The organism is Methylobacterium sp. AC690, assembly GCF_979256535.1.
In genome coordinates this window covers 137,140-152,743 of sequence record NZ_CEEDOX010000005.1, presented here as the reverse complement: position 1 = coordinate 152,743, position 15,604 = coordinate 137,140, and the positions used below count along the sequence as shown (strand labels likewise).

The following is a 15,604-nucleotide window of genomic DNA, read 5'->3' as shown; positions in this document are numbered from 1 at the left end:
CACCCGCGCGGGCACTCCCGGCGTCGTTCCGTCCCGCTCGTGTCCGGTCACAGCAATTGCCCGATGGTGTCGAGGAGCTTGCGCTGGTCGAAGGTCTGCTTCGTGAGGTAGGCGTCCGCTCCGAGGTCGAGACCGCGGGCCACGTCCTCGGCATCGCCGCGCGAGGTCATCAGGATGATCGGCAGCTGTGCGAAGGCCTCCTCGGCGCGCAGGGCCTTCAGCAATCCGAAGCCGTCGAGACGTGGCATCTCCACGTCGGCGACGACGAGATCCACCGGTTCGATGCCCGCCCGCAGGCGGTCGAGCGCATCCTGGCCGTCGACACAGACGACGACGCGGTATCCTGCCGCCTCCAAGATACCCTTCTCCAAGGTTCGCGTGGTGATGGAATCATCCACCACGAGGATCGTCGAACGTGGCGCCTGCGCGATCGTTCCGCGGATGCCTGTGGGTTGCGGTGCCGCGGCCGAGCCGGCCTCGCCCGCCCGTGCGACCAGCCCCTCGGCATCAAGGACGAGAGCGGGCCGGTCTCCCGGCAGGATCACGGTTCCGGTGATCAACCGCGGATCGGTCCCGATCGGTGGGGCCGGCAACACCCGCAGGGTGGTCACATCGGACAACGCGTCGACGGCGAGGACACAACGGCGCCCGTTGCCGCGGAGAAGGATCGCCGGGCAGGTGGCGTCGGCCTCCTCTGCGCGGGCCGGCAGCCCGAGAAGGCCTGCCAGGTCCAGCACCGGCACGCTGACGGGGTCTCCGCCGATCTCCACCTGCGCAACGGTGCGACCCATGACCTGCGCGAGGTCGCCGCGCTCCAGGCGCAGCAGGCGCTCGGCCGAAGCGCTCGGGAGCGCGTAGGTCATCCCGCCCGCCCGGACGAGGAGCATCGCCCGGCGAGCCGCCGAGAGCGGCAGCGCCATGACGAGCTCAGTCCCGTAGGGGCTCCGCGGCAGGAGGCGAACCGTGCCGCCGAGCCGGCGCGCCGCGTCCGCCACCACCGAGAGACCGATGCCGCGTCCCGAGAGGGTGTCGACGGCGGAGGCGGTGGAGAAGCCGGGCTCGAAGACCAGGGCGAGCAGCGCTTCCGGCCCGGGATCGGCATCGGCCGCGAGCAGGCCCCGGCGCCGGGCGGTTTCGGCGATCGCGGCGAGGTCAGGCCCCCGTCCGTCATCGTGGACCCGGACGACCAGGCGCCCCCCCTGGACCTCGACGTCGAGGCCGATCGCCAGAGCATCGGTCTTGCCGAGGCGCCGGCGCGTTGCGGGGGGTTCGGCCCCATGACTCAGGGCATTGCGCAGGGCGTGCAGGACCGGGTCCTTGAGGACCTGGAGCATCCCGCGATCGACCGGCAGGTCGAGGCCGCGCGCGGTCACCGTAATGGCGCGGTCAGCCTCGCGCGCATGGTCGCGCAGGGCCCGCGCGAATCCCCCGAAGGCGGTCTCGGCCGGGACCAGGGCCAGGCGCTCGGCCTCGCCGGCGACCCGCGTCATGGCGCCCTCGATGGAAGACGCGAGGGCGCTGCGAACCCGCGCAAGGTCCGCGGCATCGCGCGCCAGGGCGAGGAGGCCGGTCTCCAGGGCCCGCGCATCGAGGTCCGGCTCCGATCCACGGGCACCGCGCCGGCGCTCGGCGAGACGGGCAAGATCGGCGGCCCGGCGACCCAGGCGGGCGATACCGTCAGCCAGAACGGCCTCGCCCCCGAGGGCACTGGCCAGTTCGTGCGTGGCCCGGGTCAGCGCTTCGACGGCGTCCGCGGGCACCCGCAGGAGCGTCTGGGCGACGTCGGTGGGCGTCTCGGGCGGTGTGGATTTCGGAGCCGGAGCGGTGGGCGCGGCAGGCTCGGCGGCCGGGGCCTGGGCCGGGGCCAGCTCCCGATCCGACTCGGGTAGCGTGGCCGCGCTCGGATCGAGGGCGCGATCCAGGGCCGCGAGGGCATCGGCAGGCATGTCCGGGCCTATCCCATCAGTCAGACCGGCGACGTAGGCCTCGATCCGGTCGAGGGCGAGGTGGACGGCGGCAGTGGCGGTCTGCGAGAGCCCGCCCTCCTGGGCCACCACGCGCTCGAACAGGGTCTCCAGGCGATGGGCGACGGCCTCCACCGCCGGCAGGTCGACGGCCCGGGAGGCGCCCTTCAGGCTGTGCGCCCGCCGGAAGACGTCGTTCCAATCGGGCACGTGCTCGCCGTCCTCGCCCCCGAGGGCGGCGCGGATCGCATCGATGTGCTCGCGGTGCTCGACCTCGAACGCCGCGAGTAGAAGCTGGCGAATGTCCATCCGTCGCCTAAGGCCGCCCCTGGGTTACGGCGAAGTCCGAACGTCCGGAACTCGCGCGAAGCCATTCGTGCATCATGCATCCCCCGCGAGACCGGAGCGCCCGGAAACGCGGGGTTCCTCTCAGTGCCGGTAGCGCTCGGCGAGCGTCATCAGCGCCTGGGCGAGTTCGGTGAGGTTGGCGGAGGCCGCCTCGACCTCCCGGGTACCGGCCGCCGTCTGCTGGCTCGCCTGGCGAATGTTCTGGAGGGCGCCCATCACCTGCTCGATGCCGAGCTGCTGCTGGTTCGTCGAGGCGACGATCTGCTGGAAGGTCTGGACGCTCTCCTCGACCCGGGCAGTAATCTCCTCGATGGTCCGCTGGGTGGTGTCGGAGCGGGCCTTGCCCGTGGCGGCGCGCTTGACCGCCTCCTCGGTGAGCATGACCGAGGTGTTGATGCCGCGTTGGATCTCGCCGAGGATCGTCCGGACCTGCCCGGTGGCCGCCTTGGCCTGGTCGGCCAGGAGCTTCATCTCCGAGGCGACCACCGCGAAGCTGCGCCCACTCTCACCGGCCGCTGCCGCCTCGATGGCGGCGTTCAGCGCCAGGAGATGGGTGCGCTCCGAGATGTCGTTGACGGTGGTGATGATGTCGCCGATCGCCTGGGTCTTCTCGGAGAGGGCGACGATGTTGCCGGCCACCGCCTCGGCCTGCTCGCGGATCGAGTCCATCGCCCGGGCGGTGTCGGCCACGGCGCGCAGGCCGGCCCGGGAGGTCTGGGCCGTCGACTGGGCGGTGGCGATGACCTCGCCGGCCCGCTTGCCGATCTGCGCACCGGAATGCGTGATCTCGTCGACCGTGGCGGCGGTCTCCTGCACGGCGGCGAACTGCTCCTCGACGCTGGCGGCCTGCTCCTGGGCGGAGGCGCGGATCTCGGCCGCCGCCGCGTTGAGGTCGGAGGTCGCGGCCCGGTTGGTCCGGGCGAGGTCGGCGAGGCCGGCCACCATGCGGTTCAGGGTGCGCCCGAGACGACCGATCTCGTCCTTGCCCCGCGCCTCGAGGGTCCCCGAGAGGTCGCCCTCGCCGACCCGCTCCGCGAAGGCCATCACCTCCTCGAGGGGTCGTACCACGGCCCGGCTGATCAGCAGGGTGATGAGGATGCTGAGAACGATGCAGGCACCCAGCGTGAGCAGGATGGAGAGGCGGCTGCGCTCGTAGAGATCGGCGACGCCGCGCTGGCCGGCGGCGATACCCTCGTCGAGGGCGCTGCGGGTGCGCTCGATGTCGCTGAGGAACATGTCCTGGCTTCGGTTCAGCGCGTCGTTGCGGGCCTCGACACCCTCCACGTCCTTGGCGGCGATCAAGACGAGTTGCGCCTCGCTCGCGCTGCGCAGCTCGCGCAGTTCGCCCACCGCCTCGATGGCGATGGCATTCACCTTGCGCCAAGCGAGACTGCGCTCCTCCGAGACCGACCGGGCCCGGTAGCCGTCCGTCGCGCGCACGAGTTCGGCAAGGATCGCCTCGGCCTCGGTGGCGGACCGGCGCCAGGAGGCCGAACCGTCATCCCGCTCCGGGCCGCCCCGCGCCCGCATCAGCAGCGCGATGATGGCGTTGCGGCGCTGGAGACCCATGTCCCGGGCCTTGTTGGCGAGATCGTCGAGCTGGCGCGCCACCGTGAGGTCGCGGGTGACGATGCCGTCGGTCGTGTCGCGCACCACGCCGATTTGCCCGAGGGCGTAGAAGCCAAGCGCCACGATGACGATGGTGATGGCGACGAAGCCGAGGAGGATGCGTTTTCCGATCGAGATCGACACGAGGGGCTCCAGGCTCCGGGAAATCGACCGAGACACGGGGCAGGGCACCCCGGGCCTCGGCAGTTCGAGTCGTCTCACCACCCGAGCGGCGGCGAGGCAGAAACGGTCACGGCAGACACAGTCACGGCAGGTACCGCCGCAGGAGGCGCGGCAGATCGACGACGACGAACCCGGGTTCCCCATCCGGTCCGGCACCGGGCGGGGCATAGCCCGAAACCGCCTCCGGGCTCAAACCCGCCTCGGACAGGGCCGGAACGTCCGTCGTCTCGGCGATGTCGGCCACACCGAGCACGCGATCGACGGCGAGCGCCACCGGAACGCCCGCGCCCCGCAGCAGGACGACGTGGCCCTCGTCGCTGGCCGCCGCGGCGGCGCGTCCGAGGGCTTGGGCGAGGGCGATCAGGCTGACGACGCGGCCGGAGATGGCGATGAGTCCGAGGATCGCCGCTGGGGCGCCGGGCAGGGGGGTCACCGGCCGGGCCGGCAGCACCTGTGCCACCTGGGCGAGGGCAAGGGCGAAGCGGTCGCCGCCACAGGCACAGACGAGATAGGCCCGCGTCGGTCCGGCCGTCTCCGCCGTTCCCCGTCCACGCCTCGCCAGCAGGCGGGAGCGCTCGGCACGCAGGGCCTGCGTGCGCGCGGCGGAGGCTTCGGCCCGGGTCTGCGTCACGGCCCTTCTCCTGTCACGCCGGCACGGGCAAGGGCGGCGCTGCGCGCGATCTCGTGCGGGCCGAGCCCGTCGCCCTCGGCCACCACTGCATCCGGCGCCAGGGATTGGGCCAGACGGATGGCGTTGTCGAGGGCACGCGCCGCGTCGGCCCGCCGTCCGAGGCCGATCATCAGCAGGCCGAGCTGGTAATGCGCCATCACGAAAGTGCGGTCGAGGTAGAGCGCGCCCCGCCAGGCCCGCTCGGCCTCGGCCTCGCGCCCGAGGCTGTGGGCGAGGAGGCCGTCATAGTAGTGCAGCACGGGATCGGTCGGCGCCGTGCGGATCGCCGCCCGAATCGCCCGCCAGGCCTCCGCGGTCTCGCCCGCATCGGCCAGGGCCCGGATGCGGGTCAGATCGTCCGGCCGGACCGTATCGTCCAGGGGCTCGACGGCATCCGCGTCGTGCGGCGCGAGGACGTCGGCCAGGGTGGAGTCGACCAGGGTGGACTTGGACGCGTCGGGCTCGGCCGCCTCCGGGCCCCCGAAGACGGGCGCCGGCGGAGCGACCGGGATGGGTTCGGGAATGAATTCCGGGATCCAGGGCGTCGGCGGAGGGACCGGGGGGCTGGCGCCCCGTGGCCGATAGGCGACGGTTCCGGGCAGGTTCACGGGCTCCAGCATCGCCGCGATGGCCGGGTTCGGCTCGGCATGCCCGATCAGGAGCCAGCCCTCGGGCGTCAGGCGCCGGCCGAGGGCGCGCACGATTCCCAGGACGATCTCGGCCTCGAAGTAGATGAGCACGTTGCGACAGAGGATAAGGTCGAACTCCGCCACGGGCGGGGCGGCACGGACGTCGAGGAGGTCCATCAGGTTGCGCCGCTCGAAGCGCACCATCCGGCGGAATTCCGGCCGCAGGGCATAGGTGCCGTCGCGGCCCGGCCCCGCGACGGCCGGGCCCGGCACGAAGTAGCGCAGGCGCTCGCCGGGGGGCAGGGTCCGGAGGGCCCAGCGACCATAGATCCCCGCCCGCGCGGTCTCGAGGGCGGCCGTGCTGATGTCGGTGCCCAGGATCGCGATCCGCCACTCCGGCAAGGCGGTTCCCAGGAGTTCGTGCAGCAGGATGGCGATCGAGTAGGGCTCGGCCCCGGTAGAGCAGCCGGCGCTCCAGACCCGCAGGGTGCGCTCGGAGGCGCGGGCGGCGATCAGCGCGGGCAGGATGGTGGTGCGCAGGGCCGCGAACTGCTCGGCGTAGCGGAAGAAAAAGGTTTCGCCGATGGTGATCTCGGCCTCCAGCGCGGCCCATTCCGAGCCGCCGGTCAGGCGGTCGTCGAGGCAGGCGGCGTAGGCCGTCGCATCCGCGAGCCCGAGCGCCCGGAAGCGCTTGCGCAGGCGGTCGAACAGGAGGTCGTCCTTGTCGGCGTAGTAGTGGTGACCGGTGCGGGCGATGATCCGGGCCTTGAGGGCCGGAAAGCCCGGATCGACCTCCGGGCCGGAGCGCGGCGGACGCGTCATGGGTGCTGCATGGCGGGTGCCGGCCGGGTCAGGCGGCCGGCAGGGCGGCGAGGCGCTCGGCGGCCGCATCGGTCAGGGCCGACAGGCGCGCCCGTTCCTCCGCCGACAGAAGGTGTGCCAGGCCGAGCACGTGAACCAGCCCGTCATCCCGGGCGATCTCGGCAACGACGCAGCCATTGAGCGTCCGCTCGGCCGCGACCGGACGCAGCGCCGCATCCTCGACGGTGATCAGGTCCTCGACGCGGTCGACCAGGAAGCCGGTGCCCCGCGGCGCATCGAGGAGAATGTGCTGGTAGGCGTCGCCGGCATCCCGACGCACGGCGTTCCTGCTGAGACCGAGAAGCCGGGCAAGGTCGACCACGGGCACCGGGCTGCCCCCGAGATTGAGGAACCCCGCAAGCGGCCCACCGCCGGCCGGCGGGGCGTGCAGGTCCGGCAGCGGCAGCACCTCGCTGACCGACGTCCGCGCGAGCGCGCAGGCGACGCCCGCCACGTCCAAGAGGAGGAAAGCGCTGGTTTCGGACAGGGGCAGGGTCCTCACGGGCGGGATCGGGCGCGATCCGATCCCGGACCTCGCACGTGATAGGACGGCGATGCCACGCGGGGCAAACACGAATCCGTGCCCCGGCCGAGGTCGCGCCCTCGCGGCGCCGGCCATTCGCCCTAACTTCAGCGAACCCTGTGCGCCTGCGCCCACGGGGCCGTGCCGCCTCAGGAGTCTTCACATGCCCCGAACCGTCCATCCCCGCCGTGCCGCTGCCCTGACCATCGTCCTTCTGGCAGTTTCCGGAATGGCGCGGGCGGAGGTTCCGGGGGCCGATTGGCTCACGCCGGCCCAGACGAAGCAGGCCCTGAAGAGCGCAGGCTACAGCGCGATCACCAAGCTCGAAGCCGATGACGGCCACTGGGACGGCGAGGGGATCAAGGACGGACGACGCATGCGATTTGATGCGGACCCGAAGACCGGCGCCATTCTGGGGGAAGTTCCGGTCGAGTAATTCGGTCCGCATCCGACGCCTGTCGTCTGGGGATGTGCGACGCCTGTACCGGCAAGATCGTGCGTCTCGGCGTTGACCGGTGTCGCCGCCTTCGGTAAGACACCCCTCACGATTTTCGATTCGCCCTGTCGGGCGGACGAACGAGGCGGACGAAGACGCGATGCGTGCCATCCTTATCGTAACGGAAGCGCCACCGACGGGGCGGACCTGACAGCAGGGTCCGCGATCCGAATGGTGGCGCATGCAGGGTCCCTCGGGGCCCTTTTTTATTGCCGCGACGCGCCGGACGACACGTACAGCACACAGAGTTTCAAGGAGCAGGACGATGGGCGGCGAGGTCATGACCGGGGCCGAAATGGTCATCCGGGCGTTTCAGGATCAGGGTGTCGACACGCTGTTCGGGTATCCCGGCGGCGCGGTGCTGCCGATCTACGACGCGCTCTTCCACCAGGAGACTCTCAAGCACATCCTGGTGCGCCATGAGCAGGGCGCCGTCCATGCGGCCGAGGGCTATGCGCGCTCATCCGGCAAGGTCGGCTGCGTCCTGGTCACCTCGGGCCCCGGCGCCACCAACATCATCACCGGCCTGACCGACGCGCTGCTCGATTCGATTCCGCTGGTCTGCATCACCGGCCAGGTTCCCACGCACCTGATCGGCACGGACGCCTTCCAGGAGTGCGACACGGTCGGCATCACGCGCCACTGCACGAAGCACAACTATCTGGTCAAATCGATCGACGACCTGCCGCGCATCCTGCACGAGGCGTTCTACGTCGCCGCGAACGGCCGACCCGGCCCGGTCGTCATCGACCTGCCGAAGGACGTGCAGTTCGCGTCCGGCGTCTACGAGCGCCCCACCCAGAACGGCCACAAGACCTACAAGCCGGCCTTCAAGGGCGATGCGGCCCAGATCCAGGCGGCCGTTGAGCTGATGGCCTCGGCCCGTCGGCCGATCCTCTACACCGGCGGCGGCGTCATCAATGCCGGTCCGCACGCCTCGGCCCTGCTGCGCAAGCTCGCCGCCGAGACCGGCTTCCCCGTGACCTCGACCCTGATGGGCCTGGGCGCCTTCCCGGCCTCGGACGAGAAGTTCCTCGGCATGCTCGGCATGCACGGGACGTACGAGGCGAACCTGGCGATGCATGAGTGCGACGTCATGGTCTGCATCGGGGCGCGCTTCGACGACCGCATCACCGGCCGCCTCGACGCCTTCGCGCCGTTCTCGAAGAAGATCCACATCGATATCGATGCGTCCTCGATCAACAAGGTCGTCAAGGTCGATGTCGGGATCGTCGGCGATTGCGGCTCGGTGCTCGAGGACATGCTGTCTGCCTGGACGGCGCTGCCGCGCCAGCCGGACAAGGCCCGCATGGAGGATTGGTGGACCAAGATCCGCACCTGGAAGGCGCGCGACTGCCTCGCCTACTGGCCGTCGGGCACGATCATCAAGCCGCAATACGCCGTCCAGCGCCTCTACGAGGCCTGCAAGGACCGCGAGACCTACGTCACCACCGAGGTCGGCCAGCACCAGATGTGGGCGGCGCAGTACTTCAAGTTCGACGAGCCGAATCGCTGGATGACCTCCGGCGGCCTCGGCACCATGGGCTACGGCCTGCCGGCGGCCATCGGCACGCAGCTCGCCCACCCGGACGGGCTCGTCATCGACATCGCCGGCGAGGCTTCGATCCTGATGAACATGCAGGAGCTGTCCACGGCGGTTCAGTACCGCCTCCCGGTCAAGATCTTCATCCTGAACAACGAGTACATGGGCATGGTGCGCCAGTGGCAGGAGCTGTTGCACGGCTCGCGCTACTCGCAGAGCTACTCCGAGAGCCTGCCGGACTTCGTGAAGCTGGCCGAGGCCTACGGCGCCAAGGGCATCCGCTGCGAGAAGCCGGGCGACCTCGACGCCGCGATCGCCGAGATGCTCGACTATGACGGCCCCGTCGTCTTCGACTGCGTCGTCGACAAGAAGGAGAACTGCTTCCCGATGATCCCGTCGGGCAAGGCGCACAACGAGATGCTGCTGTCCGATTACCTCGGCGAGACCGGGGTCGAGATCGGTGACGTCATCTCGGAAGAGGGCAAGATGCTGGTCTGAGCCTCCGGACCCATCCTGACACATTCGGACCGGGCGCGGCCGCGCCCGGTCCCTTTCCGATCGGCCCCGCCGGGCCACCCACGACACGCCATCGCAGACGAAGATCCGGGGCACGCCATGAACGCCATGAACACACACTATCCCGATGCCGGCCGGGTCGAGCCGATCAACCGGCACACCCTGGCCGTCATCGTCGATAACGAGCCCGGCGTGCTCGCCCGGATCTCGGGCATGTTCTCGGGACGGGGCTACAACATCGAGAGCCTGACGGTGTCGGAGACCGAGGTGGCGCGCCACCTCTCCCGCATCACCATCGTCACCGCCGGAACCGACGCGGTGATTCAGCAGATCAAGGCGCAGCTCGACCGCCTCGTGCCTGTGCATCGGGTCGTCGACCTCACACTCCAGGGCAAGGCCCTCGAGCGCGAACTCTGTCTCGTCAAGGTGGCGGGCACCGGGGAACACCGCACCGAATCGCTGACCCTCGCGGCGGCCTTCGGCGCCAAGACCCTGGATGCGACCTTGAACTCCTTCGTGTTCGAAGTCACCGGCACCACCGAGGAGATCGATCGCTTCATCAGCCTGATGACGGTGATCGGCCTCGTGGAGATCTCCCGCACCGGCATCGCCGCGATGGGACGCGGCGCCGAGCCGATGTAAATCCCGGCCGCAGACCGCCGCCAGACGGCGGCCTGCGCCGAAGCGGAAGCGTCGAGACAGGGCCCGAACGGGATCGGAGGACGGGCGCTTTCTCCCGCCGATCGCCTCGGCACCGAACTTCGCCCTGTCCCAAGGCCCCGGGACGTTCGCGACCCCGATCGGCATCACCTGCAACGACTCGGAGCTTCTATGACCATCCTCTACTACGCTCCGGGCGCCTGCTCGCTCGCCTCTCACATCGCCCTCGCGGAGACCGGCGCGCCCTACGAGACGGTGCGGCTCGACCTTGCCAAGGGCGACCAGCGGGCGCCCGGCTACCTCGCCGTCAATGAGCGCGGCCGCGTACCAGCCCTCGTAGAGGGCGACTGGGTGCTCACCGAGAACACCGCGATCCTGCGCCACATCGCGCGGATGCACCCTGGAGCCGGCCTCTGGCCGCAGGATCCGCGCGACCAGGCACGGGTCGACGAATGGCTCGGCTGGCTCTCCACGGGCCACCACATCGCCTACGCACATATCCGCCGGGCCGAACGCTACACGAACGACGAATCGGCCTTCCCCGGCATCCAGGCCAAGGGGGCTGAGACCTGCGGCGACCTGTTCACGATGACCGAGGTCAAGCTCTCCAACGGCGGCTGGGCTCTCGGTGAGACCTACAGCGTCGCGGATCCCTATCTTCTGCTGTTCTGGACCTGGGGTCGGGGTCCGGCGCTGGGCTTCGACATGGCCGAGCGCTTCCCCGCCTGGACGGCCCATGCCCGGGCCATGGCCGCGCGCCCCGCCGTGCAGTCGGTCTTCGCCCGCGAAGGCCTCAAACTGCCCGCGTAAGGTTCGGCGAGGCGCGCCCCTTGCCCAGGTGACCGAATCGGCTTAGGGAACCGCGTACCGTACGGTACGGTACTGGTGCACAGGAAGCATGTCCCCGAGTTCGGCCCCTTCTGACGAGACGGTGCACGATGCGCCTTCGGCCCGCCAGCAGGCGGTGCTCGATGCCGTGCTCGCCCTGCTCGTCGAGGAAGGCGACCAGCTCACCATGGATGCGGTGGCACGCCGTGCGAGCTGCTCGAAGGAAACGCTCTACAAGTGGTTCGGGGACCGGGACGGTCTCCTCACCGCCACGGTGCGCTGGCAGGCCTCGCGGGTCCATGCGGGGCGCGACGCCAAGAGTGCCCTCGACGCGGCCACCCTGCGCGACCGCCTGCTCGACTTCGCGGTGACCTGGCTCGACGTCATCGCGGGCCGCACCTCGGTGGTTCTCAACCGCATCGCCATCGCGCATGCCGGCTCGCGCAAGAGCAACCTCGGTGGCATCGTGCTGGCGAACGGGCGGCTGGCCATCGGCGGGCGGGTCAAGCCCGTGCTCGAGGCGGGACGCACCGCCGGGTTCCTAGCCTTCGAGGATAGCGAGACGGCCTTCCGGACCTTCCTGGGTCTGGTCGGGCGCGACATCCAGATCAGACTTCTTCTCGGCGACGCGCTCGACCTCGACGCCGCCGAGATCCGACGTGACGCAGCCCGCGCCGTCGATCAGTTCCTGGCCCTCTACGGCCAGGCCCGACCCTGACACCCCACGAGAAGAGGAACCAACCCATGCGGGTCTATTACGATCGTGACGCCGACCTCAACCTGATCAAGGGCAAGAAGGTCGTCATCGTCGGCTACGGCAGCCAGGGCCATGCCCACGCGCTCAACCTGCGCGATTCCGGCGTCAAGGGCATCGTCATCGCGCTGCGCGAGGGCTCGGCCACGGCCAAGAAGGCGGAGCACGAGGGCTTCACGGTGATGTCGGTGGCCGAGGCCGCCAAGCAGGCCGACGTCGTCATGATGCTGACCCCGGACGAGCTCCAGGGCGACATCTACAAGGAGTCCCTCGCGCCGAACATGAAGCAGGGCGCCGCCCTCCTGTTCGCCCACGGCCTCAACGTCCACTTCAACCTCATCGAGCCCCGCAAGGACCTCGACGTGCTCATGGTCGCGCCGAAGGGCCCCGGCCACACCGTGCGCGGCGAGTATCTGAAGGGCGGCGGCGTGCCGACCCTGATCGCCATCGCGCAGGACGCCTCGGGCAACGCCCACGACCTCGGCCTGTCCTACGCCTCGGCCAATGGCGGCGGCCGCGCCGGCATCATCGAGACCACCTTCAAGGAAGAGTGCGAGACCGACCTGTTCGGTGAGCAGGCCGTGCTCTGCGGCGGCCTCGTCGAGCTGATCAAGGCCGGCTTCGAGACCCTGGTCGAGGGCGGTTACGCCCCGGAGATGGCCTATTTCGAGTGCCTGCATGAGGTGAAGCTCATCGTCGACCTCATCTACGAGGGCGGCATCGCCAACATGAACTACTCGATCTCGAACACCGCCGAGTACGGCGAGTACGTCACCGGTCCCCGCATCGTCACGCCGGAGACCAAGGCCGAGATGAAGCGCGTACTCAACGACATCCAGTCGGGTAAGTTCACCCGCGATTGGATGCTCGAGAACAAGGTCGGCCAGACCTCGTTCAAGGCCACCCGCGCCAAGCTCGCCGCCCACCCGATCGAGGAAGTCGGCGCCAAGCTGCGCGGCATGATGCCGTGGATTTCCGAGAAGGCCCTCGTCGACAAGTCCAAGAACTGAGTCGGGATGGAGGAGACCGGCGTCGCCCGGTCTCCTCTGAGGGATGAAGCCGGCGTCGCGAGAGCGGCGCCGGTTTTTTCATGCGCGAACCGGGGCCACGGCACGCCCCCTCGGACGCGACGAAGCGGCGGCGCCTGTTGTGCTCCGACAGGTTTCCCGCGATCATCCCGGGCAACGGCCGCCCGGATGAGAGCAGCCGAAACGCGGAGGACCCCCATGGCATCGCTCTACTCCGACGCGCATCGCGCGCTGCAGGAAGAGTTCAACACCGTCAAGCTCGCCGAGCGCCTGGACACGGGCTGGGTCCAGGACAAGATCGGTGAGACCGAGGCCGCCTTCATCGGCAGCCGAGACATGTTCTTTCTCTCCACCGTCGATCCCGACGGCATGCCGACCGTTTCCTACAAGGGTGGTAGCCCCGGCTTCGTGAAGGTGATCGCGGGCAACACGCTGGTGTTCCCGGGCTTCGACGGCAACGGCATGTGGTACTCGATGGGCAACATCGAGGGGCAGTCCAAGGTCGGCCTGCTCTTCATCGACTTCGAGACCCCGCACAGGGTCCGCGTCCAGGGCCATGCCCGGATGCTGCGCGACGATCCCCTGATGGCCGAGTACACGGAAGCCAAGTACCTCGTCCGCGTCGAGGTGACGAAGGCCTGGGTCAACTGCCCGCGCTACATCCACAAGTACCAGAAGGTGGCGCAGAACCGGTACGTGCCCACCCCCGAAAAGGAGACGCCGCTCGCCCTCTGGAAGCGTCTCGACATGGTCGCCGACGTCATCCCCGAGGCGGACAAGGCCCGCGTCGCGCGGGAAGGCCAGATCGAGCTGCCCGAGTACGAGGCCCGGGTCGCCCGCGGCGAGAGCTGACGCCTCCCGAGCGGCCCTTTCCCGCGCGTGGGGAAGGGCCGCGTCTCCTCACACCATCCGCAGGCGCGGTCCCCGGCGGACGAATCCGACGATGTCCTTGACGGCGTCGAGAGTCGGGGCCGCGATGGCCTCGGCGCGCTCGGCGCCGTCGGCCAGCACCGCGTCGATCTCGGCCGGATCGGACACGAGGCGCTTCATCTCGGCGCCCAGCGGAGCCAGGGTCTCGACGGCGAGTTCGACCAGGGCCCCCTTGAAGGCCGAGAACTGGGCGCCGCCGAAGTCGCGCAGGACCTCCTCGCGCGTGACATCCTTCAGGGCCGCGAAGATGCCCACCAGATTGTCCGCCTCGGGGCGCCCGGCCAGGCCCGCCACCTCGGAGGGAAGGGCGTCGGGGTCGGTCTTAGCTTTGCGCACCTTGGCCGCGATGGCGTCGGCATCGTCCGTCAGGTTGATCCGCGAATTGTCGGAGGCGTCCGACTTCGACATCTTCTTGGTCCCGTCGCGCAAGCTCATGACGCGCGCCGCCGGCCCGCCGATCAGGGGCTCGGTGACAGGAAAGAAGCCGGCCCCTTCGTCGTGCCCGTGGGCGGCGATCGACTGCGAGAAGTCGTTGTTGAACTTCTGGGCGATGTCGCGGGTCAGCTCGAGGTGCTGCTTCTGGTCCTCGCCCACCGGCACGTGGGTGGCGCGGTAGGCCAGGATGTCGGCCGCCATCAGCACGGGATAGTCGTAGAGCCCGATCGAGGCGTTCTCCCGGTCCTTGCCGGCCTTGTCCTTGAACTGGGTCATGCGGTTGAGCCAGCCCAGCCGCGCGACGCAATTGAAGATCCAGGCGAGTTCGGCGTGCTGGGGCACCTGACTCTGGTTGAAGACGATCGAGCGCTTCGGGTCGATGCCGGCGGCGAGGAAGGCGGCGGTGACCTCGCGGATCTGGCCCTTCAGCGCAGCCGGGTCCTGCCACAGGGTGATCGCGTGCAGGTCGACGACGCAGTAAAGGCACTGCGCATCGCGCGCCTGCATCTCGACGAAGCGCTTGATGGCGCCGAGATAGTTGCCGAGATGCAGGTTCCCGGTCGGCTGTACGCCCGAGAACACCAGTTCCTTGAACGCGGTCATCGCGGCGGGGTCCTCGTGCGAATTGAGGGAGAGCGGCCGCGGACGAAATCCCGTGCAGCCGAGCGCCGGTTTCTGGACGCCATGCCGGAACCGGTCAAGGCTCCGCGAAATCCTCCGACAATCGCGCAGGATCGTCGCGACGAGCCGAGCGGAGCCGTTACGGCTCCCGGATCGCGCCCCCGCTCCCCGTCCGCGCCTGTCCTTCGGGGCACAGGTCGAGAAGCACGCAGCGGGTGCAGGCGGGATTGCGGTGGTGGCAAACCTTCTGCCCGTGCAGCATCAGCACTTCATGGTTGTCGTAGAGCGCCTGCGCACTCCAGTCCGCCGGCAGTTGCGCCCGCAGGATCGGGTGGGACGGCCCCACATCGACGCGGGGACCGATGAGTCCGGTGCGCTGGGCAACCCGGTGGTGGTGGCTGTCCACCGGCAGGGCCGGCATCCGCAGAATACTGAAGGAGAGCACTGCCGCACTCGTCTTCGGCCCGACCCCGGGAATCGCCTCGAGCCAGGCCCGGGCCTCCTCCACCGCCATATCCTTCAAGAAGTCGAGGTTCAGTGCGCCGTGGCGCGCCTGCACGGCGGAGAGGATCGCCTGGAGCCGCGGCGCCTTCAGTTCGGGCCAGGTCACCCCCGCGATGGTCGCCTCGATGTCGGAGACGGGGGCAGCCAGCATCTGGTCCCAGTCGGGATAGCGCGCCCGGAGGGCCTTGAAGGCCCGGCCGGACTCAGCGTTGCGGGTCCGGTGGGAGAGCAGCGAGGAGACGAGTTCGCTCAACGGGTCGAGGCTGTGGAAGTAGGGGATCGGGCAGCCATAGACCGGGCAGAGGCGCGCGTGGATCGCCAGCGCCTTGTCGGTCAGGGCCGGGTCGAACGCGGCTGAGCCCGGCTTCGGGACGCGGCCCCGGCGGGGGCGGGGCCCGGCGAGATCGTGTTCGGGGAGGTCTCGTCCGGGTGCGATCGGCATATCGAGGGAATCCGGCCGGAGTCGCCGCGGTTCCCGAGCGCGGTCGCGGATCGTGGTCGGA

At 69.8% G+C, this 15,604-nt stretch carries 14 protein-coding genes; 7 read left to right on the top strand and 7 right to left on the bottom strand.

The window, feature by feature from the left end:
• Nucleotides 1-47: 47 nt before the first annotated feature.
• The 5 genes from AC0IY1_RS07775 to AC0IY1_RS07755 all read right to left on the bottom strand — a co-directional run bounded on the left by AC0IY1_RS07775 (nt 48) and on the right by AC0IY1_RS07755 (nt 6,756).
• The gene (locus AC0IY1_RS07775) at nt 48-2,273 is read right to left on the bottom strand and encodes a hybrid sensor histidine kinase/response regulator (protein WP_471768790.1); all 2,226 of its coding nucleotides are present in this window, start codon (nt 2,271-2,273) and stop codon (nt 48-50) included.
• 120 nt (nt 2,274-2,393) lie between these two features.
• Nucleotides 2,394-4,064, bottom strand: a complete 1,671-nt coding sequence (locus AC0IY1_RS07770; protein WP_471768789.1) for a methyl-accepting chemotaxis protein — start codon at nt 4,062-4,064, stop codon at nt 2,394-2,396.
• Between the two features lie 121 nt (nt 4,065-4,185).
• Entirely contained in the window at nt 4,186-4,734 is a 549-nt protein-coding gene (locus tag AC0IY1_RS07765; protein ID WP_471768788.1) for a chemotaxis protein CheW, read from the bottom strand.
• Nucleotides 4,731-6,224 carry a CheR family methyltransferase gene (locus AC0IY1_RS07760; protein WP_471768787.1) on the bottom strand — a complete coding sequence of 498 codons (1,494 nt, stop codon included), beginning with the start codon at nt 6,222-6,224 and terminating at the stop codon, nt 4,731-4,733. Before AC0IY1_RS07760 ends, AC0IY1_RS07765 begins: the two co-directional genes overlap by 4 nt.
• A gap of 28 nt (nt 6,225-6,252) precedes the next feature.
• Complete coding sequence (locus AC0IY1_RS07755) at nt 6,253-6,756, bottom strand: chemotaxis protein CheW (RefSeq protein WP_471768864.1); 504 nt, start codon at nt 6,754-6,756, stop codon at nt 6,253-6,255.
• A gap of 193 nt (nt 6,757-6,949) precedes the next feature.
• Here AC0IY1_RS07755 and AC0IY1_RS07750 point away from each other — a divergent pair, with 193 nt between their 5' ends.
• From AC0IY1_RS07750 to AC0IY1_RS07720, 7 genes are all read left to right on the top strand, one after another.
• Complete coding sequence (locus AC0IY1_RS07750) at nt 6,950-7,222, top strand: PepSY domain-containing protein (RefSeq protein ID WP_471768786.1); 273 nt, start codon at nt 6,950-6,952, stop codon at nt 7,220-7,222.
• Between the two features lie 325 nt (nt 7,223-7,547).
• Entirely contained in the window at nt 7,548-9,323 is a 1,776-nt protein-coding gene (locus AC0IY1_RS07745) for an acetolactate synthase 3 large subunit (protein ID WP_055949362.1), read from the top strand.
• Between the two features lie 117 nt (nt 9,324-9,440).
• Entirely contained in the window at nt 9,441-9,983 is a 543-nt protein-coding gene (gene ilvN / locus AC0IY1_RS07740; RefSeq protein ID WP_055949365.1) for an acetolactate synthase small subunit, read from the top strand.
• Between the two features lie 189 nt (nt 9,984-10,172).
• A complete protein-coding gene (locus tag AC0IY1_RS07735) occupies nt 10,173-10,811 on the top strand; it encodes a glutathione S-transferase family protein (protein ID WP_471768785.1) in 639 nt (212 codons plus the stop codon).
• 88 nt (nt 10,812-10,899) lie between these two features.
• Nucleotides 10,900-11,547, top strand: coding sequence for a TetR/AcrR family transcriptional regulator (locus AC0IY1_RS07730; protein ID WP_471768784.1), 648 nt, complete (start codon nt 10,900-10,902; stop codon nt 11,545-11,547).
• Nucleotides 11,548-11,573: 26 nt separating this feature from the next.
• Nucleotides 11,574-12,593, top strand: a complete 1,020-nt coding sequence (gene ilvC / locus AC0IY1_RS07725) for a ketol-acid reductoisomerase (RefSeq protein ID WP_103710239.1) — start codon at nt 11,574-11,576, stop codon at nt 12,591-12,593.
• A 216-nt stretch (nt 12,594-12,809) separates the two neighbouring features.
• Entirely contained in the window at nt 12,810-13,463 is a 654-nt protein-coding gene (locus AC0IY1_RS07720; RefSeq protein WP_471768783.1) for a pyridoxamine 5'-phosphate oxidase family protein, read from the top strand.
• Nucleotides 13,464-13,511: 48 nt separating this feature from the next.
• Here the strand turns inward: AC0IY1_RS07720 and trpS are convergent, their stop codons facing one another.
• Nucleotides 13,512-14,579 carry a tryptophan--tRNA ligase gene (trpS, locus tag AC0IY1_RS07715; RefSeq protein WP_103710237.1) on the bottom strand — a complete coding sequence of 356 codons (1,068 nt, stop codon included), beginning with the start codon at nt 14,577-14,579 and terminating at the stop codon, nt 13,512-13,514.
• A 157-nt stretch (nt 14,580-14,736) separates the two neighbouring features.
• Entirely contained in the window at nt 14,737-15,543 is an 807-nt protein-coding gene (locus AC0IY1_RS07710) for an endonuclease III domain-containing protein (RefSeq protein WP_471768782.1), read from the bottom strand.
• Between the last annotated feature and the right edge of the window lie 61 nt (nt 15,544-15,604).

Coding starts and splice junctions, on each gene's coding strand:
- AC0IY1_RS07775 (WP_471768790.1), bottom strand. CDS start 2,273: ATGGACATTCGCCAGCTTCTACTCGCGGCGTTCGAGGTCGAGCACCGC.
- AC0IY1_RS07760 (WP_471768787.1), bottom strand. CDS start 6,224: ATGACGCGTCCGCCGCGCTCCGGCCCGGAGGTCGATCCGGGCTTTCCG.
- AC0IY1_RS07750 (WP_471768786.1), top strand. CDS start 6,950: ATGCCCCGAACCGTCCATCCCCGCCGTGCCGCTGCCCTGACCATCGTC.
- AC0IY1_RS07745 (WP_055949362.1), top strand. CDS start 7,548: ATGGGCGGCGAGGTCATGACCGGGGCCGAAATGGTCATCCGGGCGTTT.
- ilvN (WP_055949365.1), top strand. CDS start 9,441: ATGAACGCCATGAACACACACTATCCCGATGCCGGCCGGGTCGAGCCG.
- AC0IY1_RS07735 (WP_471768785.1), top strand. CDS start 10,173: ATGACCATCCTCTACTACGCTCCGGGCGCCTGCTCGCTCGCCTCTCAC.
- AC0IY1_RS07730 (WP_471768784.1), top strand. CDS start 10,900: ATGTCCCCGAGTTCGGCCCCTTCTGACGAGACGGTGCACGATGCGCCT.
- ilvC (WP_103710239.1), top strand. CDS start 11,574: ATGCGGGTCTATTACGATCGTGACGCCGACCTCAACCTGATCAAGGGC.
- AC0IY1_RS07720 (WP_471768783.1), top strand. CDS start 12,810: ATGGCATCGCTCTACTCCGACGCGCATCGCGCGCTGCAGGAAGAGTTC.
- trpS (WP_103710237.1), bottom strand. CDS start 14,579: ATGACCGCGTTCAAGGAACTGGTGTTCTCGGGCGTACAGCCGACCGGG.
- AC0IY1_RS07710 (WP_471768782.1), bottom strand. CDS start 15,543: ATGCCGATCGCACCCGGACGAGACCTCCCCGAACACGATCTCGCCGGG.